Raw genomic sequence first — 20,387 nt, 5'->3', positions numbered from 1 at the left:
CCTCCGGGGCTTTTTTTCCTATCCACACAAAATCTTCTACAGTCATAATCGCGGTAATCCCGCTGTTCAGCGGGGGAGATACTGACCACTGACCACTGACCACTGAACACTAATTTAAGTTCGGCTCCAGGATTAAACTTATCTTATTAAAATCGGCAGCACTGTTAATGACGGTTCTGTAGTCTTCATAACGATTCACATCAACAATGTTCACCCGGTAATGCTCATCTGCCGTGATATTGAGAATATTATCTTTTACTTCATAGAAGGAGTGAAAACTAAGTACTTCCTCCCCGTTTGAGGAAAAGGTATTATGTATATTGAGATCATCCAGGTTAGATATCCGGTAGCCTTCGGGAATTTCTATCTTTATGGTTCTGTAATAGCTCCTCTGAAACTCATTTTCCAGCGGAAGTTTTCTTTCCTTCTCCTGGTAAAGCTCAATTTGGCGGCCTATCAGCTCTCCAATTTTAAAGATGTATTTATTACCTGCCTTTTCCATAAAAGCTGCCGACTTAAAATCCAGCACGAACTGTAAGGGTTGAAGACCAAATAATTCAGGATCGGCATTGAGAAGGTCTTTATTGGTGATCTCAGCAGCTTCATCAAGATTAAAGGCGAAATTATCTATTAATTCCTTCTTATCTTTTTCCTGAACAAGGTTCATAAAAGGATGAATATACATTCCATAGTAACCGCTTAGACCTCTGTCCAGGTGAACATTAATGGCAGACAGATCCCCGGGTGAGAATTCCACATTAATGAGCATTTTATCTGTAGTTTTTTCTGCCTTAACAGGTTCGATGTAGTCAATTTTACCCAATCCCGAAGTAAGGGTTCCAACACTCACTTTCTTTATAAAAAGCCCATAGGTGTCGGTGAGATAGGCAGGTGGAAAACCATACCTGGAAGCCCGCTCCACGGGAGAAAGATATTTTTTGTTCTTTGGAAAATATATTAAAAAGTCCTGCAGGAAATTGTATGCCTCGAAATCTTTATCAAATTTGAGATCCTGACGATCACAGGTAAGTACCAGGTCATGTTTTATATCAAGAGCGGTGAGTGCCGCCGTATAGAGTTTTAGCATTCCGGTTTCATTGGCCACTTTCTTCTCCAAAACTACATCCAGATCCTTCAGTGCGTCTGCGCTTCCTTCTGTATAGTACACGTTGTTTTTAATGAAGAATTCCAGTTTTCTTATGACTGTTTCTTCTTCCCCGGACCGCTCTTTTCCAAAAACTTCTGCTATAAACTTATCCAGCGCTTTCTGTGTCTTTTTTGAGTGCTCAGGATAATAAAAAGCATAAATATTCTGAGAAATTCCTCCGTATGAAGAAAGATCCTTTTGATTATTATAGAGATTATGATCAAGTTTATACACCACAGAAGCACGGGTAGCATTATAAGCCGAAAGCTCTTCCTCTTCCAGTTTTTCTATGCCGTCAACTCCAAGTTTCCAGTGTAACTTATTCTGAGTAAGAGTATCCCGCTCCACAGAAGGAAGACCATTATAAGCTTTAAAAGTGAACACAAGATTCTTAGGTGCAAAAAAATCAAATTCTACCTGTTCTTTTTGAATATCAGACTGCAGGAAAAGTCTGTTCCCATTATAATTTGGATTTCGTTGCTCCACATAAAAGTACTCGATGAAACTGCCTTTTTCGATACCTTCAAAAGCGAAGTATTTATACTGCCTTCCGGTTTCCTCATCACTGGCGGTAAAGATGTTGCTCTTGTCCAGCTCCAGGATCTTTCCGTCGCCTGTTACCACTCTTGCCTTACTCACTAATAATTCTGTAGAGCCCGAATGTGGTAAATAAACCTTGTTGAATCTCTCAATGGCATGATCTGAATTCAGCCACATTACACGGTGCTCAAGAAAATATTCCACCAGGTCATCGTTCTTATCATAGATGAATTCGGTGACAACTTTACTCTTTAATTCAAGAATATCTTCGGTGACAGAGGTATCAACCTTATAAACCGGATTGTTCTCCCAGTCATAATCAATAAAATAAGGCTGTTCCTGTCCCACACCTGTCTGCAGGCCAAGGAAAAATAATAGGATAAGGGATAAATTATTCATATCACGAGGTTTTAATTTTCTTTAATATAATTACTTCTTTATAGGCTTTTTCAGCTTTGCTTATCAGGTCATTCACCAGTCTTTGTTGTTCCAGATCAAGGATTAGAAAGTCAAACTGAATGTCGTGGCTGTAGATCACCTTATTCTCTTTTCGGGAATAAGAAATTGCGGCTTTGATAAGATCATTGTCAAATTCTTCATTAGCGGGAAGATAAGCTACCTCATAACCCTCGGGAATCTCAAGTTCTGTGGTATAGCTAAAGGAATTTTTATAGTCGTATTCTATTTCATTCACCCGGTCCTTCAGCGTACGATAATGGGACAGGTCCCTGTTGAGATTAAGGTTAAGATAGATCTCGTCTCCTATTTCCTTCGCATAGCCTTTTACCTCAAAGTCATAATTAAGAATAAAATCCAGATCGTATTCATATTTGTTCTGCTCTTCCAGGGAACTTATTAGAAACCTGTTACTTCCTTTTTCAAAGACTGCGTTGTAATATTCTTCCACTTTAGCCGGATTGGATATCCCTTCCAGTTCATTGAACAAGCGAATTTTATTATAACCTGTGACCTGTGCTTTTGAGCTGCCTTTAATGTCACTGCCTTCTATTTTAAGGCGGGTATTTTCAATTACCGCAGAATTTTCCGCAGGCATAACAGGAACAATTTCAACTTCAAAACCGGCGTCTCCATTAGAAATTAGTGCCTCTTTCCCCTGAATGAATGAGGTAGGATATTCCAGCGGAATGTATCTTCCGGTAGCATCGAGGTAATAAGTCTTACCCGCGTTCCGGTAGGCCAGGATCATGTGGTTATCCACCAGTGGAGTTGGCAGTTCAGAATATGTATAGGGAATCTCCCTCGTACCAATCCAGGTAAGTTTTCCTTCTATCCCGGCAAGAGAAAGCATTTTATGAAGGATACTGGAATTGTCCTTACAGTCCCCATACTTTTTTTGAAAGACCTCATTTGCTTCCCGCGGAATGAATCCTCCCAGAGCATATTCAAATGCAATATATTTGATATTCTTCTGGGTCCAGTAGTAGATGGCCCTCACCTTTTCCAGTTCGGTCTCCTTTCCTGCCGTGATCTCTGCTACCAGATTTACCAGCTCCCGGTCATCCTCCTGTTTATTCAGATCTTTGACCAGAGAATTATACCAGGAATAGAGATCATTGACATCGTTAAGAACATTAATGGTGTTGCCATTATGGGTGTATGAGGAAATAACAGGAACCACATGAGGAATAACCCGTTTATAGGTAGGGCTTCCCGCTTCATTCTCATATTCCTCCACATTTGTCGCTTTCCACGTATAGATCTTTTTACCTCTTTTCTCTTCTTCGGAAAATTCCAGCTTCAGCGCCTGCGTATTGAACTGCATAAAACGCAGGGAGACATTTTTGTCTACGGTAACCGTGAAGGTGTTATTCTCTACCGGAAAGAAATCCCCAAAGTAGAACGGCATCAAAAAGCGCGGATTTTTAATTGTTTCTGAATATTCCAATTTGGATTTTGCTCCCTTCTGAAGCCCCGGAAATATAAAGTTTACAGATTTAGTGTCATCGTGAAAAGAATTATCCAGCTCATCCTTCTGCCTGTAATCCTCCACTTTGTATTCCCTGAACTTATTCTTTTCAAACAAAAAAGATGAGGCCTTAATGTCCCCCATTTCAAAGAACGAAGAGAAGTTTAAGGACCGGCGGGAATTATTCACCGCGGCATCACTGAGGTAAAGATCTTCTTCAAGATGGTGCTGGGCGATCTGCAGATTTCCGGAATTAAGACTAATGTCCAGCCTGGTTTCCTGATTAAGCCTCACCACATGGGCATTGACATGTTTTTGCCGGTAGAGCTCCACTTCCGGCGCCAGTTGTGCAGTAGCCTGAATACCTGATAAGCCTGCAACCAGAAAAAGAACTGCTTTATATTTTTTCAGCTTCATAGACATTTCCATTAAAGTATTGTTCCTGTGAGATCTTAACTCCCTTCTCATCATAAGTGACCGCTTTTCCATGCTTTAAATCAAAGATATAATTGATCTCTTCCTTCAACTTTCCGTTCTTGAAAAAGCTGCGGGATGGCCCGTGAAGCATTCCAAAATGATAGTTTTTTTCTGACTGAAGGTTGCCGTCAGGATAATATTCCTTTACAGTCCCATGATATTCACCAGATTGATAAAAGGTTTCATATTTGAGTATACCGGAGTAATAATATGATTTGTATGGCCCAACTACATTACCATTGAGGTACTCCATTTCCCTCGATGGCTTGCCATTATCATAAAAGGACTGAATGATGCCGCTTTCATTTTCAAGCGGAATCACAGGTAATTCTTCCGAATTCTCATCCAGATAGCTGTATGCTGTAAACCTGCCGTGCTCATAGAACCTCACCAGTTCCAGATTCCCTGAAGGGTCAAAGAATTCCTTTCTACCATGTTCTTCTCCCGAAGCATGAGGGGTCAATACCGAAAGAGCTCCATTTTCATGGAAGAATTTCGAATCGCCACTATACCTTCCAAACTCGAAGTTGTGTTTTATTTCCGGAGTACCGTCTTCATAAAAACCTGTAATCTCCCCGTGCATGTCACCCCGGGAAAAATTATTCACCCTCTTCTTTTCACCATTAAGATAATAGCCGGTCCAGGTGCCGCTTTGTTCTCCGTTGATATACTGCCCTTCTTCAATTTTTTTTCCGCTGTGGTCAAATTGAGTGAATTTGCCATGTTTGATCCCGTTTACGTAATCAATTTCATGACTTATTTTTCCGTTAAAATGATGTAATTTAATGCTATGCTCTCCTACCTCATTACGTCTTGCTATTTCATGAACCTCTTCTTCAGGAGTGTAGAAGGTTTCCGTTAGCACTTGTCCAAAGTCATACAAGAGTGTACTGGTAAGCTTGCCGTCAACTCCATAGAATTCCTGCAGGTTGTGAAAATCTCCTTTATGAAAGAAGTTTTTTATTTGCAGTTTTCCGTCAGGATAATAATACTGCCATTCCCCGTGCTGTTCCCCATCTTTGTACCAGCCCTGCCCCTTCATTTGCCCATCGGAATAGAAGCTGCGGTAATATCCCTGAAGCTTATCCATTTCATAATTGGCTTCAGATAACTTCTCACCGGTTTCATAGTACTCAGTGTACAAGCCGTTAGCCTTATCTTCAGCATAAATGCCCTCTCCAATAAGAGATCCGTTATCTGTATAAAATTTCCAGGGACCTTTCCTGCCTCCGGAAATATCATACAAGCCTTCCGCAGTAACCTCTCCGTAAGGAGCATAAGAACGGTAGTAGAACTCCCCGCCCTTTCTTTTGCCTGACGCAAGCAAACTTCCGGCCTTGCCAAAGAACCTGTAGCCAATGATCTCTCCATTCTTGTAGTCGTATTCATAATGAAGCTTCCCATCCCTGTCGTAATATTTAGCCACCCCCTGGTACAGCCCTTCTTTCACAGGAACGACTGACTTTAGTGTGCCATCATCATAAAATGATTCGTAGGTACCTTCAAAAAGCCCGTTCCTGTAGAGACTGCGCTCATTCACCTTTCCATTCGTGTAGAAAGTAGTATACGGACCTTCGGCTGAATTAGCTTCATATTTAATTTCTGAAGAAAGGCTGCCATCCCGGTTGTAATTTTTTTCTATCCCGTTCTTTTCACCTGCCTTGAAATTCATTTCAGAATAAATCTTTCCGTCGGCATAATATTCATAAGCCTTTCCCTCTACAAGCCCATTTTTGTAGAAGATATCGAATTCCTTAAGCACCTCCCCAACCGGAAAATTAGAACGATAGTCCCCCTCAAGTTCGTTGTCCTTAAAGAATTTTCTCTCGATCAGGGCCCCGGCCCTGTTATAGACCAAATGCTCCCCGTTTAGCTCATCATTTTCATAATGGGCCACATACTGCAGCCTTCCATTGTCAAAAAAGCCTTTGTTCTCTCCGTGGAGGACCCCGTTTTCATAATTCGCCGTCTCCTTTACTTTTTCCTTGTCATTATACCATTTCCAGAGACCTGTACGTTTCCCTTCCCCGTCAAAAAATCCTTCTGCAGCCAGCAAACCATCAGCATTGAAAAATTTCCATGCTCCATGAAGGGTCTCTCCATCGGCTTTGCCTATTCCATCCAGCCTCAGATTGGCATACCTGAAATACACCTCCTTATCTTCTTCAAAAACTCTAAAATTGGGAGGCTGCAGCAGGTTCTGCCATTCTGTAAGCAAGGCAGTTCTAAAGGTTTTAAGACCTTCAATATCCTTTCTCACTATTTTCTTATAGTCATCGTTCTCAATAGAGAAAGAAACCACATTAGTAAATTGAACAAAGTGACCGTTGTTCCAAACCCAATTGAAAAGCGGCACATATATCTTAGCCCAAAAACCGGCCTCTCCATCGTAGGAAGCGAGTTGAGAGAGCAATAAGTGGTTCTGTTTAGTATAGGCTATATCAACTTTTGAATCTATCTTATACTGGTCATTAAGTGCGAGCCTATTGTCGAGTAGAAGGTCCAGGTCCTCAAAGGAAGCATCATCCCCGGAGATCTCCAGACCGGGTTTCGCCCTGTGCGGATTCTTGGTCCGAACCAGCTCATTAACCTCGCCAAGAACCTGGAAAGCCCCTTTGCCGTCGGGGTTAAGCAGCAGGTACATATTGAAGGCCATCATGGCTTGTGCAGTGAGTTCCTGTTTATAACAGATGTTCCCCAGGCGTAAATGAGGCAGTGCATTGGACGGATTGAGAAGAACAGATTGCTGATAAGCCGCTGTTGCCTCTTGTATACGATCTGACTTTTCAAGGATAAGTCCCTTATTGTACCACAGCTGAAAGCTACGCGGATAGACTTTTAGGCCCTCTTCAACTGCAGCCAGAGCCTCTGTAAAGTGTTCCCTATTTAGAAATGCTACTGTCTTGTTGATATGAAAAGAGAGCTTCATTGCTCCCGAATTCAGGGTCAAACCCTTTTCGGCCACTTTCGCCGCCTCTTCGTTATTTCCAATATTCAGGAGATAATAGGATTTAGGTACCAGAGAGCTGATGTAAGAAGAGTCTTTTGGATGTACACGACTAATAAGCTCCAGGCTTTTCAGGTATTCTCCTTCGCTTCCGGCCTCTGCGGCCTGCTGCAGGATCTCCCGTCCATCGACAAAAGATATTTTCTCCTGCGCCAGACTAAGTAAAGGGCATAATAGGAGGAGTAACAAAGAAAATTTTTTCATTGAGAATAGATTGTAAATCGAAAATAACAGGACAGACAGATAGTCTTAATAAATTGAAGCTTAGGGAGACTCCGGTTAATCAATTTTTAAATGTAGGAAAAATACCTATTTAGCGATCAGAAATTTTAACTTTTTTTTAATAATAATCAAACTGCTTACCTTGTCGAAGGAGCCCTTTAGCTGCTGAAGTCTGCCTCTCTGGCAAAAAAAGGATTCAAGATTCAAAATTCAAGGTTCAAGGTCCAAGGTTCAAAGTTCAAGGTTTGTCCGATAAAAAAATAAGGAAACTCTGAAAAAGTCCGCTAATGCTGATCAGAGATCTATCTATCAGTCTGCGGGGGTGGTATTTAGTTCTTTGAATTTCCAATATTCTACCAATGAAAACATATTTTCACAACATTGAATTTCAGTATCTTACTAAAAAGTCTTGGTTCTAGATTCTGGAAGCGGAGCGGTCCAGATTCTTTTTCCGGACAACAATGAGTTGGTGCCTGGAATTTGTCCTCCTACGCTAAATGCTTCGGCGGGTAAATGCTTGGAATTTACACTTCGTACTTCTAGAATCGAACTTATAATTTCCTGATCTTTAAAACACATACCTGAATCCCAGCATATAATGCTCATCTGAACTGCTAAAGCTGAGTTCCATTTTTTCCCCTTCTCTGGGTGTGGTGAAGAACCAGGTGCTCCCAATCCCCACAACTGCTCCTGCAAGCACATCCCAGCCGTCATGCCGGGTGGCGTGGATGCGGGTCCAGCCGGTATATCCCGCCACTAGATAGGCAGGAATGCTGTAAACGAAACCATAGCGGCGATGATAAAAAGAGGCACTCTGGAAGGCTACCGAGGTATGACCGGATGGAAATGCATGATCCCCACCCTGTAGCGGCCGTTGTTTATTTATAAGCACCTTGGCTGCCCCTGTGACTGCAAGATTTAATGCGAAGCTTTTGGAAAACTGCCAGGTCCCCCGGTAATCCTTAAGGAGCAAACTAGTGGCTACTGCAGATGCGGGAAGAGCAAAGAATCCGGCGTCGCCGGTATTCTCTATAAAAGTGTCTTCAGGATTGAAATACTGACTGCGGACATCTGCAGGAGAAAGGAACAGGAAAGAGAAAAGGAACAGAAGGATCAATTGCCGAAGCTGAAACAAAATTTCCGGCTGAGAAATAATCATGGGTAATTTCCAGGTTTCCGATAGAAAATCATTTTTTATAGTCGTCATAAACTTTTAGGCTATTCAGTTTCAGGAGGAGATAACATCTCCCGGAAAGACAGCAGCGGGCTCATGAGCAAAAATAAGCTGTTGCATCAAGGCCGTAAAACTTTTGTAACAAAATTATCAGGAAAATTCCCCTATTTCCAGCGGTTTCCGCGGTACTCTTCTTCCTGAAGATTATTGTATTGTTTAATGTTGATCATTGGCAACATCATACCCATCCTTACGTGACAGTTCTTCGAAATGATCTGATTGTTATGCTCTTCCGTATTGACTTATTTTACATCAGGCGCTGGTTACCTGTTTTGTCTTTTAGCACCACAGGTTCCGGCGGCACATCTACGTCTGCCCTGTTCCTGTCAGACAATGCGATCCAGGCAACTATAATTGCAATGATAACGATCACAGCTATGATCCAAAGTTTTGAATTATTCTTTTTTGGGCTGTTCCCTCTTTTTTCTTCTACATCGATTCTGGCCATCTCACAAGTTTTTTAATCTCCAAATAAGTTAAGGATCTCAATTTACCCAAACCAAAAATTAACCCGAATTTGACATTTTTGAATAGTCTCTGCCGATTTCCTTCGTAATTCTGCCAGATTTTCGGGTTGGATATTCCAGATCCCGGCTCCATATAAAATGAGTTGATTTTACCGGCACTTTAAAATCAGGAAAGCAGGTATCCGCCGAAATCAATACCTGCTTTTTATTTGATAATCTTTCTAATAATTATTGGCGGCAATCTGTCCCCTTATTTCACCTCCCGGATATAGCGTCGTGTGTACATTTACATAGGTTGATCCTGCCCGCATGAGCTCAAGAAGGTCTTCCAAGGTTCCACCGGCCAGTACCCCGATGATATCATCTGTGGTAATCATCCCTTCTGCCAAAATACCATTAGTTTTACCTTCAATGAGTCCACCTCCATAAAGAAAGGCTGCTACTCCACCGTTCTCTCCAAATTCCCCTACATGAATATGAGCTGCCCTTACATCTTCAATGTTGGCCACAATTAACTTATAGTACAATTCAGTTCCATCCTTACTCAATTTAAAAATGGTTTGTCCAGTGGCGTGGGTCATCACTGCCGGTACTTCCTCATCACCAATAAGGTGGGCCCGAAAGCTTTGAACTGCTGTGGTGTGATGACGGGCCTGAAGCTCGGCTTCAAGCTGTGCCTGCTGAATTTCGGGTTCAAGAGCTTCTGTCTCACAAGAAGTGAACAGGAGCAGGAAAGTTGCGATAAAAAGAAAAAGATAATTTTTCATAATATAAAGGATTTATTGATTTCCCTATTATATTGAGGTTCAGTACAATATACACCCAATTATCTAACAGATGGTTCAGCTGCTTCATAATTAAAACCCAATTCTTTATTGATCCTGCCGGAATTTTTTGGCGACAACTGAAACAGATAAATATGCACATAAAAAAACCACAGACCTGTGGACCTGTGGTTCTACCATATTTTATTGACTGCCGGTTTATTCCAGCCCGGCTTCTCCGCGCGCAAGTCGGTCGAGAAGACTGGTGCGGGTACGGACATCTACTTCAATGGCCGGCTTTCCCTGTCGTGGGAAGAAATAATCAAAATCTTTTGAAAAACCCTGCCAGAATTCCTCAACCGGAAAAGCCTCTTTTCCTTTTTGTTCTCTTCCGCGGGTGAAAAGGAGTTCATCGGTTCCGTAATCAGATCCCAGGGCAGAGTCTCCGGTAAAGACAATCCCGTTGTGTTTGCTGCAGTACAGTACCACCTGCCCCTCCTTACCCGGCACCACATGGGGTTCCAGGTCAAATTTGCTCAGCAGTTCATCTCTCCGGTTAAGTGCTTTGGTTTCATAATCCTGTGGTGTGATGTCGGGGTGAACATAGATATCTGCGTCCCCGGCATCTTTGGAAAGGCTTTCAAAGTCGGCATAAGCATCTTTGGTCACGCCCTTACCGGTGATAAGGATGGCTTTGATGTTGAACCCATTGTGCAACAGGTACTCTACGGCTTCTTTATAGGCTTCTTCCACTATATCGATCAGGACCAGGTCCTTACCCTTTAATATTCCATATCCCTGGTCAAATCCCCGGGGGTTCTTAGCACCCTTTATCATCAGGATGCCGGGAAGTACCTCCCTGAATTTTCCGGTGTGAAGATCTCTAATGGAAGCTGCGGTAGGCGCTATGCCTTCTGTATTAAATTCTATCATGGCGTTTTTTTTATTTGCTTTAAGCTACGAATCAAAATCCTTTTAGCAAAGAGCTTTAATAGGCTTTAACCATTGTTTTTAAATTAGTTAGGAAGTTCATCCGGTTGCCTGTTCCGGGTTGGGTTGTTTTCAATTTTCAGTTCTCAGTGCTCAGTTCTGAGTTCTCAGTTCTCAGTTGTCGGTTTTGTTTATATATGAATTTCTAACCTCTCATAAAAGGTTTCACACAAAGCGCACTAAGCCAATAAATAAAGAGCACGAAGAAAGCTTTGTATTATTGGAATTTGGCCTCCTTCGTCTGAGGCAACAGCGGGTAAATGCTTTGAATTTTGTTCCATTCGTACTTCTAACCTCGTAAATCTAATTTCCTGATCACTGATCACTCAACACTGATCACTTCTTTTCCCTCTGATTCCGCAGATCCCGTTATACATTATACAATGTACCTTTATCATTAATAAAACTGCCTGCTCCGCACTACCATATGATTAAACAAATTATCTGATGGATATGTGTCGCCCCTCCGGGGGCTCTTTTTGGAGGGGGTGTTTTTTTAATCCCGGGGCTGCACCCCGGGCTACCTATATTTCGCCCCTCGTATGTTTCAAAGGTTTAAGGTTTAGGGAATAAAGAATAACAGTTTTGTCTTAACCTGAAAATCTGGATTCTGATTTGTGCTTTTTACGTCGGAATAGGAATTTGTAAACTTTGAAATTGGAATCTAAGATTTGGTGCTTCGGATTTGGCCCTCCTTCGCTTTAAGCTACGGTGGGTAAATGCTTGGAATTTGGTGCTTGGAATTTGGCCCTCCTTCGCTTTAAACAACGGCGGGTAAATGTTTCGAATTTAGTTCCATTCGTACTTCTAACCTCGTAAATCTAATTTCCTGACCACTGACCACTGAATACTGAATACTGAATACTGATCATTGATCACTTAAAAATTTTACTTTTGTAAAATATGATCAGAATTCTTCTTTTAAGTACCGCACTTTTACTTCCCGGTCTCCTCTCTGCGCAGCTGGTGAATATTGAGTCGAGGCGCATGCAGACAGATTCCGTTAGATTCACACTGAATGCCGATTTTTCCTTTAATCACACGAATAATGACGGGAGTCAGGTGAATCAGGTGGACGCCGCTTTGACGACTCAGCTGAAATCAAAGGATCTCCGGAAGATCTATTTTGTACTGGGAAATTATAAGCTGATAGATTCTGAAAGCGGAAACCTGCAAAATGCCTGGTTCCTTCATGGCCGGTTCAATTTTAAGTTCAGTCAGCTATTGAGATTCGAAAGCTTTATTCAGGGGCAGTATAACCAGCTTCTTATTGTGGAACAGCGGAACCTTGTCGGCGCGGGATTGCGGGTGAAATGGGTAGATAAGGAAAGGTTCAGCGGTTATGCCGGCAACAGTTATATGTATGAAGTTGAGTACAGTGACCGTGCCGGAACCACGAATTACAACCACCGTAACAGCACCTATTTCACATTGTCCTATACCACAGGATCAAAGAAATTCTCTGTTACTAATACCGTCTATTATCAGCCGCTTTACAGACATTTTGAAGACTACAGGATCCTGGAGCAATTCCGCCTCGATGTTCCCCTGTCCAACTGGCTGAGTGTTTTTACACTTTACAATTACTACTTTGACAGTAAGACTCCGCTAAACAGCGAGGAGTACACCTCCAATCTCAATGTGGGAATAGGAATACGGATTTAGAAATTACCTGTTGCCGGTTACCTGTTCCGGGTTGGGTTGTTTTCAATTTTCAGTTCTCAGTGCTCAGTTCTGAGTTCTCAGTTCTCAGTTGTCGGTTTTGTTTATATATTAATTTCTAACCTCTCATAAAAGGTTTCACACAAAGCGCACTAAGCCAATAAATAAAGAGCACGAAGAAAGCTATGTATTATTGGAATTTGGCCTCCTTCGTCTGAGGCAACAGCGGGTAAATGCTTTGAATTTTGTTCCGTTCGTACTTCTAACTTTGTAAATCTAATTTCACACTGGACACCGATCACTGATCACTGATCACTTATAAATGACTCCTGGTGAACTTCTAATTCTTAAAAAGAAGTTAAAATACCCACTATTAGGTATTGCATTCATTTTTTATATCGGATAGTTTTGTCCTCTAAATCTATCTTTTCAAATCCAAATTTTATCTTTTATGAAATTTTTTTACACCAGTCTTTTATTTATTACTTTCTCTTTTTCAGCTATTTCACAAACCTTAGAATATCCAAAGTACAATTGCGAAACTGCTGCCGCACCCGATGATCTGCGCTCCTGGTGCCATGATGATCTTGATGATTATTACAATGAATGCGAATGTCGGCATTCAAAAGCTGTAGAGGCATATGAAGCAAAAAGAAAAGAAATTGAAGATCGAATAGACGCTTTGTATAGTGAAAGCTCGAGCCTTAGAGACCGGCAACGGGCGCATGAGAGTACCGGGCGTGAATACGAACTTAAGCTTACAAAAGAAGGCAATGACAATTTTGACAGCGACCAGGCAAATTCCATTGCAGCCTTTGAGCAAGCGATAAGTGTCGCAAACCAAAGGCTTGAGGTAGAAGAGAAAATCTTAGCTCTTCGCTCTCAGCTGAGTTCTTCAGAAATAACAGAATCCCGAGATATAACTTTCATCAAAAAAGATCTTGAAGGCCTCAAAAGTAAAATTGAATTTGTGCGGGAGATGGAGCCCAGAAGGACCCTGGTCCTTACTTCCGGCAACAGCTTCGGCTCCGGTGATGATGATGATGAAGAAGAAGAAGATTCCAACTCGTCCTCCTCCTCCTCCTCATCGGGTGACAGTTCTGGTTCAGAAAGTGATTCCTATTCAGAAGGAACCTCAGAAACAGGTAACGAATCTGAAACTAACGATGATGATTATAAGGAGAGCTCCACTTCTTCCCGTTATACTTCAGGGAAAAGTCCGGAAACGGAGAAATGGGAAAAAATGCAGCGCTACCAGGCCAGAAAGCAATCTCAAAATAACCAGAATCAACAACTGGCCTATAGTTCTGCAGCAGCCACAGGTACACTGATGTATTTGCTTGGCGGATTTGTTTATAGTAAATACGGGTTTACCAATCCCAATTCGCTTTATGAAGGAAGTAATTTCTTTTTTAATATGGATCTTGGTTTTGGTCTCACCATTCATCCCATGTACTTTGCCAGCGAATACGAGACTTATGACTATGACTATATTGAAACTACTAAAGGATCAACAAAAATACTTTTTGATTTTAATGTAGATATGCAGTTCGGCTACGAGACCAATTACCTTGGAGGTTATGGTTTTGTTGGTGCCTCACCGGGTATCTCCCCAATTTTTGATGCTACCCAGCTCAACTACCACGCAGGAGGCCGTGTCTATGGAGGGTTAAAAAACCTGAAGCTATTTGCCGAATACACCACAGGAGGAAGAAATTACACTGCATCAGACCTTTTGGATTCCCAGGAATATGGTTCCGGAGAAAGTAATTATAATTATAATAGTGCCAAAGCGGGTCTAAAGATCAGCTGGTATGGGAGCCGGACGGCACCGGCAAGAAACCATATTTACCTGGGGGTAATTGAGGAAAAGATCACTAACATCGAGGAAGGCCAAAGCATTCAGAGAATTCCACAGGAACAGGAAGCATATGCTTTTCCGGATTTTTCCACTTATTTCGGCTATATGTTCGAATGGAGACATGATCATCACGGAGTGCTTTATGCGCGTGTTTTTCCAAAATATCCGCATACGGGATTGCGGGGAGGAAAATTTCACAGCGATTTTTCCAATGAAGGAACAGTCTTTATTCAGGTCGGATTTTTACGATCCATGGCCGCATTCTTTTAATTTTAAAAAAGTATAAAGGTTCAATCACTGATTAATTTTCAAATATTTTAGAGATTTTACTGTTGTGATTTTAGCCGGGGGAGCAGGGTTCTAATTTGCTGAAGCAAAATTGGCACCTCCTATAGAAAAAGTTTTCTTTTATGCCTGCCGGCAAGGCAGGCAATCTCCCTCATGAGATATAATACCTTTTCAATGTAACCGAAATGAATAACTTCCCAACCGTAATAGGATTGCCACAGTTGGTTGTCCCCTCGCTACCTGGGACGTGAGTATTGGCATTGCAGCGATCGATTCCACTCCCTGCGCACGCATACTCAAAAAGGCCACGGATGCACAGATATTTTTAATTCACTCATGCTCTAATTCCTTTATGCTCAAATTTTCATTTCAAACCTCTCATAAAGGTTTCACACTAAGATCACTAAGCCAAAAATGAAAGAACACGAAGAAAGTACATTTTAATTCGGGATGGGAATTCGCAGTATTGGAATTTGGAATTTAAAACTTGGCGCTTGGAATTTGGTCCTCCTTCGCTTAAAGCTACGGCAGGAAAATCCTTGGAATTTGGTGCCTGGAATTTGGTGCTTAAATTTATGCTTCGAATTTTGTTCCGTTCGTACTTCGACCTTCGTAAATCTAATTTCCTGACCACTATCATATGACTAAACAGACAATCTGATGGATATGTGTCGCCCTTACAGGGCTCTTGTCAGGTGGTTCTTTTAATCCCGGGGTTGAAACCCCGGGCTAATGATATTGCGCCTCAATAGGGCTTTTTCATGCTTCCCATTTTAGAATGACAAAACAAAATCACAAAAAGTCATATTAAAAGGTTGTCCCGCTATTCAGCGGGGGAGGTACTGCGCACTGCTTCTAATTGTATAATGTATATTGATTAATGTATAAACTTACCCTATCCCGAAGTGTCGGGAGGAGCCGGAAAATTTTGATTAGCTTGATTTTTTGGAAAATGCCGGAATGAATACGCCTCATCCCCGGCCTACGAAAGGTTGACGTAAAATTTGAAGTGAAGCTGACGTAAAATTTTAGGCTGTTTGAGCGGAAAGACAGCATATTTTTTCTCAGGCGTCTCTCGCGAGTTCCTAAAATTTAGGCAGCAAACGATAAATTTAGTCAAGGTTTCGTAAGCCTAGATTTTTTGGTTCTTTTTCATCGATGGAAAAAGAACAGGAAGCAAATCCTTATCTGAATTTAATATATTACTACAGGTAACAGTCGCAACAAAAAATGGAACAATAATGAAATGCAGCGAGTTCCTATTAAGCGAAGGAAAATTACTTAAAAATGGAATTCATTCATTATAAGGTACCACTTTCCGCCACTTCCCACTCTCCGCATATTCCTTAAGCGTCTTGTTACGCCCCTTCAGGAAATTGGTCATATAGGCTTCGAGAAATAATTTATTGGCAAGCCAGCCCAGGGGTCCCAACGGAGCTTCAAAATTAAAGACATCTTTCATAATGGTTTCTTCTCCGGAAGTGGAAAAGTAATGTTCGTGTCTCATGCTTTTAAAAGCACCTTTTACCATTTCATCTGCAAAAAAGTTTGGTGGATCAAATTCGGTGACCCTGGTGGTAAGACTCTGCACTACTCCCAGATGTTTCCCGCGGTATGTGACAGTTTCATTGAGGCCTATTAATCCGCTGGTTCTTCCGGCGACCGCTTTTTCATTGGAGGAGGTCACCGCTTCCGACTGGAAGTCAATACTCCTGGCCAGGTCAAAAACAATTTTAATATCGGCTTTTATGTGAGTTTCTAATCTGATTACGGGCATTGCTTATTCTTTTATGGTTCCGGTTACTACAAGATAAGCAATAATACAGTTATGAGTTAGGAGTTATGGAGTTATGGAGTTATGAAACTCTGTCATTCAGAATGGAGTGCAGCGGAGTGAAGAATCTCTAGTTAATTCAATAGTCAGTTGTGAGTTCTCAGTTGTCGGTTGCGAGTTGCGGGTTGTTACCGGCAGGCTAGCTGCGCCAGGGTGAAAAAAAGATTTACGGCGCCGTCTGGAAACCGACTAATTTTGACCCCAATAAAAAATATCCCGCCATTGACGCCACTTACACCGGTCCGCACACGCAGGTGTACCCGAAATCCTTCGGCAGGGCATTTCAAAATCAGGCGCTGGCAGAATTAGGGTTTATTGTTGTTGCTATAGATGGCCTTGGTACTGCGGGACGCTCTAAAGCTTTCAGAAATCACTCCTATAAAAACATGGGAAATAACCTGGAGGATCATCTAAAAACGATCCGCCACCTGGCACAGCAGTATGCATGGATAGACACTGACCGCGTGGGTATTTTGGGTCATTCAGCGGGAGGTTATGACACCCGGCGTGCCCTCCTGGCATTTCCGGAATTTTATAAAGTAGGCGTAGCAAGTTCAGGAGACCACGACTTCAGGATGGAAAAGGCCTGGTGGCCCGAGATGTATATGGACTGGCCTGTAGATGAATCATACAAGGCGGCGTCAAATGTCACCAACGTCAAAAATCTGCAGGGAAAATTATTGCTGGTACACGGCGGCATGGATGAAAATGTCAATCCTTCAGCCACTTTTAAACTGGCCGAAGCCCTTATAAATGCAGGAAAAGATTTTGACCTGCTCATATTGCCGGGTCAGCCGCACGGCTACAGCGGTAAAGCTCTGAATTTCTTTCTTAAGAAGCGCTGGAACTATTTTATTGAACACCTGCTGGACAAGGAACCCCGCTGGGACTACAACTTCAACTAATAAGCAGAAGCGCTGACGAGAATATCATATTGCAAAAGGGATCTTGCCGATGTGAGCGGTAATTGGGGATTGGTGAATGGTGATTGGTGATTGGGGATTGGGGATTGGGGATTGGGGATTGGTTAAATCGGGAAACGGAGGAACCGGAAATGGGAAACAGGGAGCAGGAAAATTCTGTTAGAAGCACAAAACATAAATTTGAGGAAACAGTTTTAAAATGATTTCTTTACCATTCCTTCATTATGAGGTTCAGAAGTGTTTTTAATTACAAAATCCACAACACCAAGTACCAGTTCCTCTTCTGTAATTACATCAACTTTCCATTGGCCTTCCCTAAGGTTGTTTTTATGAGTATATCCACGGAAACCAAGGTCACGCCCACCGGTAACTTTAAAGCTAATGTCATCAGTCACTTCCCATTTCTCAGTTTCCGGATTGTACCATTTCCACCTATGAAAAATGGACTTTTTTAAATCTGTAGGTGCAAAAACAGAAGTGAATACATAAACTCTTTGATCTGCCTGACGATGAAAATTGGTATCATGTTTACGCCAAAACACATACCATGGATTCTTCTCGTAAGTAACGATGTATTCGTTATTTTCTTTTCTCACATCATGAGCTACCAACCCGGTATCCATAGCCAGCGGCACTGGTGGAATAAGATTGAAATAGTAAAAAACATTAATTGTGATATAGATAGAAAGGATAAGACCGATCAGTTTTTTCAGACTTATCTCAGCTCTTATGCCTGGGCTTGACCTGTAAATAAACCTGATGAGTGCCAGGGTAGACCACAAACTCAAAAGTCCGGAAATGATAAAAATAAAGGTATTCATTTTCCTGATCAGCGTGGGAATCATAAAGGCGAAAAAGGTAAAACTTATAAAAAAATAAACACTAAACTGAAGGTATTTATTGGAGATTTTCTTTTTAAGAAACTCGTTTGCAAATAAGAGCAGGACCAGCAGTATGAAAAAAAACATAGTTTTTGACATGGACACACTTCTGAAAAAATAGATCACAAAAGCACTTGAAAGTGCGCCAAAGAAGAACTGTATGAGTAGTGGAAAATATTGGGAATAACGTCTGATAAAAGTACCTTCCCACTTGTCATTATCCACTGTATTATATAAATAAAGCGTTATGGACAATAAGCTCATATGCGAGCAAAGTACCACCGTATCATAAACACGGTCAATTCGCCCTAAGGTCAACGTGTCAAAAATGAAACCACCCATAAAAAAAAGAATGGGAGCGTACTTTTGATTGCGAAAAACAAACCTTCCAAAAGCACTATTTCTATATCTTACTAAAGTCTTTTTCATAATGTATTGTAGCGCCAAATTTAGCGTAAAAACTTCATCCGGATATTTGCTTTGACTATAATGCCAGAGAGCTTATGGAAAAAAGTGTAATCAGGATCTTATCGCATAATTCAGCGGAAGGAAATTAATTGTTTATTGTTAATTGTTAATTGTTCATTGTTCATTGTTATACCGTCCCCAGCTTTCTGTCTACTTTTCAAAATTAAATTTTGGTGCTTCACCCATTGCAGGTTCCACATTTTAATCAATTACTTTTGAGTGATGATCCAGTTTTCCCTTTAAATGACAAAAGACAAAAAAATCAAGAAATCCTGGCTAACAAAAGATGCCATGGTACAGATCTATGAACAAAACCTGTGGGGTGGTGACAAATCTGAATTCTACTCCGGTTTAGGCTCCCATCATCCTGAGACTGTGAATCCATATATAGCAGTAGTAACCGCATTTCTAAAAGATCTTGAGACTCCGCCGGTAGTTTGCGATTTGGGTTGCGGGGATTTTAATATTGGGAAAGAACTGGTGAAGTACTCCAAAAAGTACATCGCAATAGATATAGTTCCGGAGCTTATAGCACATAACAGCAAAGAATTCAAGGCAGAAAATTTGGAATTTCATGCTCTGGATATTGCAACAGATGATCTGCCTTCGGGCGATTGCGCGATCCTGAGGCAGGTGTTGCAACATTTATCAAATGCGGAAATCAAAAGGCTGGTTGAAAAACTATACGATTTCCAGTATGTTATTCTCACCGAGCACTTACCGGAAGAAGATTTTGAACCCAATAAGGATATTATCTCCGGACAGGGCATCAGGCTAAAAAAACAAAGTGGCGTAGACCTTACTGCAGCCCCTTTTAATTTTAAGGTCATAGAAGAAAACCATTTATTTTCCGTTCCGGCTCCCGGATTTGAAGGGATTTTAAAAACAACTCTGTATAAGCTGAGGTAAGGCTTGTGGAAGTTGCGGAATGTTTGTGGTTTGTGGTTTATAGGTTTTGTTTTCTCTCCATAGCCCTCTGACCTCGCTCCACTTTTTCCTCTCCACTCTCCTCTAAACACCTCTCAAAAATGACATTTTTGAAACCTCTTAATTTAGCCGCGAATCGTCCAATGATTTCCTCTTTCTCCGAAGAATCAGTGTGATTTCAAAATCTTCTTCTTATTATTGTTAAAATATTTAACAGGAATTAATTTTCAGCTTTTAAAGCCTGCTCAATTCCTGGTCTTTTTGCCACCCAGCCTCCCTACAGCTGACAAATTTAATTCTGTTTTTAAATGGAAAAGTACATCAGCATTCTGTTTATTATTTTTTTCAGCTTCACCAGTCAGCCGGGCTCCTCATCAACTCAAAAGAAAAAGGACCTCACCCAAACAATACAAACCAAAGTGGTTTACATCAATGTCTTTATAAGTGCCGACAAAACCATCTTTTTAGAAACTGAAAAAATAACATTTGAAGAGGTGGCGGAAAAGCTTCGGAAAAGGGTCAGGTCTCTGCCATTTAATCCGGATCAAATGATCATTTACAGGATCTATGCAGATGAAAACCTGAAATTGGGTTATATCATGGATGTAAGTCAGCAAATGTCCGCAGGGTATCGTCCCTACCAAACTCAAAAATTTCTGCTGAATACCACAAAATTAAACCTTGATGGCCAAAACTGGTTAAAGGCAGTTGACATGAAAGATCTTAAAGCCCTGGATTGACCGGATCTCTCAGAAAAATAATTGACAA

The 20,387-nt window shown here is 41.4% G+C and carries 14 protein-coding genes; 5 read left to right on the top strand and 9 right to left on the bottom strand.

Annotated features, from left to right (window positions below; genetic code table 11):
• Positions 1-109: 109 nt before the first annotated feature.
• The 7 genes from G564_RS0117370 to G564_RS0117335 all read right to left on the bottom strand — a co-directional run bounded on the left by G564_RS0117370 (position 110) and on the right by G564_RS0117335 (position 10,718).
• Entirely contained in the window at positions 110-2,086 is a 1,977-nt protein-coding gene (locus G564_RS0117370) for a DUF3857 domain-containing protein (protein ID WP_029038777.1), read from the bottom strand.
• Between the two features lies 1 nt (position 2,087).
• Positions 2,088-4,031, bottom strand: a complete 1,944-nt coding sequence (locus tag G564_RS0117365; protein ID WP_245583708.1) for a DUF3857 domain-containing protein — start codon at positions 4,029-4,031, stop codon at positions 2,088-2,090.
• The gene (locus G564_RS0117360) at positions 4,012-7,302 is read right to left on the bottom strand and encodes a toxin-antitoxin system YwqK family antitoxin (RefSeq protein WP_029038775.1); all 3,291 of its coding nucleotides are present in this window, start codon (positions 7,300-7,302) and stop codon (positions 4,012-4,014) included. The genes G564_RS0117365 and G564_RS0117360 overlap by 20 nt, the downstream gene beginning before the upstream one ends.
• Positions 7,303-7,888: 586 nt before the next feature.
• On the bottom strand, positions 7,889-8,527 hold the full coding sequence (locus tag G564_RS0117355; protein WP_156879285.1) for a phosphatase PAP2 family protein: 639 nt from the start codon (positions 8,525-8,527) through the stop codon (positions 7,889-7,891).
• Positions 8,528-8,801: 274 nt separating this feature from the next.
• Positions 8,802-9,002, bottom strand: coding sequence for a hypothetical protein (locus G564_RS0117350; RefSeq protein WP_029038773.1), 201 nt, complete (start codon positions 9,000-9,002; stop codon positions 8,802-8,804).
• 240 nt (positions 9,003-9,242) lie between these two features.
• The gene (locus tag G564_RS0117340; RefSeq protein ID WP_084625676.1) at positions 9,243-9,788 is read right to left on the bottom strand and encodes a CHRD domain-containing protein; all 546 of its coding nucleotides are present in this window, start codon (positions 9,786-9,788) and stop codon (positions 9,243-9,245) included.
• A 216-nt stretch (positions 9,789-10,004) separates the two neighbouring features.
• Complete coding sequence (locus G564_RS0117335) at positions 10,005-10,718, bottom strand: MBL fold metallo-hydrolase (protein ID WP_029038771.1); 714 nt, start codon at positions 10,716-10,718, stop codon at positions 10,005-10,007.
• A gap of 960 nt (positions 10,719-11,678) precedes the next feature.
• Here G564_RS0117335 and G564_RS0117330 point away from each other — a divergent pair.
• A complete protein-coding gene (locus tag G564_RS0117330) occupies positions 11,679-12,440 on the top strand; it encodes a DUF481 domain-containing protein (protein ID WP_029038770.1) in 762 nt (253 codons plus the stop codon).
• 448 nt (positions 12,441-12,888) lie between these two features.
• Entirely contained in the window at positions 12,889-14,568 is a 1,680-nt protein-coding gene (locus G564_RS0117325) for a hypothetical protein (RefSeq protein WP_029038769.1), read from the top strand.
• Positions 14,569-15,880: 1,312 nt separating this feature from the next.
• Here the strand turns inward: G564_RS0117325 and G564_RS0117315 are convergent.
• Positions 15,881-16,363 (bottom strand): SRPBCC family protein, encoded by a 483-nt coding sequence (locus G564_RS0117315; RefSeq protein WP_029038768.1) that lies wholly within the window; start codon positions 16,361-16,363, stop codon positions 15,881-15,883.
• 311 nt (positions 16,364-16,674) lie between these two features.
• Between G564_RS0117315 and G564_RS0117310 the strand changes: the two genes are divergently transcribed.
• On the top strand, positions 16,675-17,325 hold the full coding sequence (locus G564_RS0117310; protein WP_029038767.1) for an alpha/beta hydrolase family protein: 651 nt from the start codon (positions 16,675-16,677) through the stop codon (positions 17,323-17,325).
• A gap of 212 nt (positions 17,326-17,537) precedes the next feature.
• Here G564_RS0117310 and G564_RS0117300 read toward each other — a convergent pair whose 3' ends face one another.
• Positions 17,538-18,653: a DUF2914 domain-containing protein gene (locus G564_RS0117300; RefSeq protein ID WP_029038766.1), complete on the bottom strand. Its 1,116-nt coding sequence runs from the start codon at positions 18,651-18,653 to the stop codon at positions 17,538-17,540.
• 282 nt (positions 18,654-18,935) lie between these two features.
• Between G564_RS0117300 and G564_RS0117295 the strand changes: the two genes are divergently transcribed.
• Together G564_RS0117295 and G564_RS0117290 are read left to right on the top strand one after the other, a co-directional pair.
• Entirely contained in the window at positions 18,936-19,601 is a 666-nt protein-coding gene (locus tag G564_RS0117295; protein ID WP_029038765.1) for a class I SAM-dependent methyltransferase, read from the top strand.
• Between the two features lie 326 nt (positions 19,602-19,927).
• Complete coding sequence (locus tag G564_RS0117290; protein ID WP_029038764.1) at positions 19,928-20,359, top strand: ExbD/TolR family protein; 432 nt, start codon at positions 19,928-19,930, stop codon at positions 20,357-20,359.
• The last annotated feature ends 28 nt before the right edge of the window (positions 20,360-20,387 follow it).

The sequence above is a fragment of the Salinimicrobium xinjiangense DSM 19287 genome (genome assembly GCF_000423585.1).
In the GTDB taxonomy this organism is placed as follows: domain Bacteria; phylum Bacteroidota; class Bacteroidia; order Flavobacteriales; family Flavobacteriaceae; genus Salinimicrobium; species Salinimicrobium xinjiangense.
Note: the sequence above shows the minus strand (reverse complement) of the source record. Positions and strands in the feature narration are given on the sequence as shown.

Bases quoted from the DNA above. Each gene is read 5' to 3' on its own strand.
- G564_RS0117370 (WP_029038777.1), bottom strand. From the start codon at position 2,086: ATGAATAATTTATCCCTTATCCTATTATTTTTCCTTGGCCTGCAGACA.
- G564_RS0117365 (WP_245583708.1), bottom strand. From the start codon at position 4,031: ATGAAGCTGAAAAAATATAAAGCAGTTCTTTTTCTGGTTGCAGGCTTA.
- G564_RS0117360 (WP_029038775.1), bottom strand. From the start codon at position 7,302: ATGAAAAAATTTTCTTTGTTACTCCTCCTATTATGCCCTTTACTTAGT.
- G564_RS0117355 (WP_156879285.1), bottom strand. From the start codon at position 8,527: ATGACGACTATAAAAAATGATTTTCTATCGGAAACCTGGAAATTACCC.
- G564_RS0117350 (WP_029038773.1), bottom strand. From the start codon at position 9,002: ATGGCCAGAATCGATGTAGAAGAAAAAAGAGGGAACAGCCCAAAAAAG.
- G564_RS0117340 (WP_084625676.1), bottom strand. From the start codon at position 9,788: ATGAAAAATTATCTTTTTCTTTTTATCGCAACTTTCCTGCTCCTGTTC.
- G564_RS0117335 (WP_029038771.1), bottom strand. From the start codon at position 10,718: ATGATAGAATTTAATACAGAAGGCATAGCGCCTACCGCAGCTTCCATT.
- G564_RS0117330 (WP_029038770.1), top strand. From the start codon at position 11,679: ATGATCAGAATTCTTCTTTTAAGTACCGCACTTTTACTTCCCGGTCTC.
- G564_RS0117325 (WP_029038769.1), top strand. From the start codon at position 12,889: ATGAAATTTTTTTACACCAGTCTTTTATTTATTACTTTCTCTTTTTCA.
- G564_RS0117315 (WP_029038768.1), bottom strand. From the start codon at position 16,363: ATGCCCGTAATCAGATTAGAAACTCACATAAAAGCCGATATTAAAATT.
- G564_RS0117300 (WP_029038766.1), bottom strand. From the start codon at position 18,653: ATGAAAAAGACTTTAGTAAGATATAGAAATAGTGCTTTTGGAAGGTTT.
- G564_RS0117295 (WP_029038765.1), top strand. From the start codon at position 18,936: ATGACAAAAGACAAAAAAATCAAGAAATCCTGGCTAACAAAAGATGCC.
- G564_RS0117290 (WP_029038764.1), top strand. From the start codon at position 19,928: ATGGAAAAGTACATCAGCATTCTGTTTATTATTTTTTTCAGCTTCACC.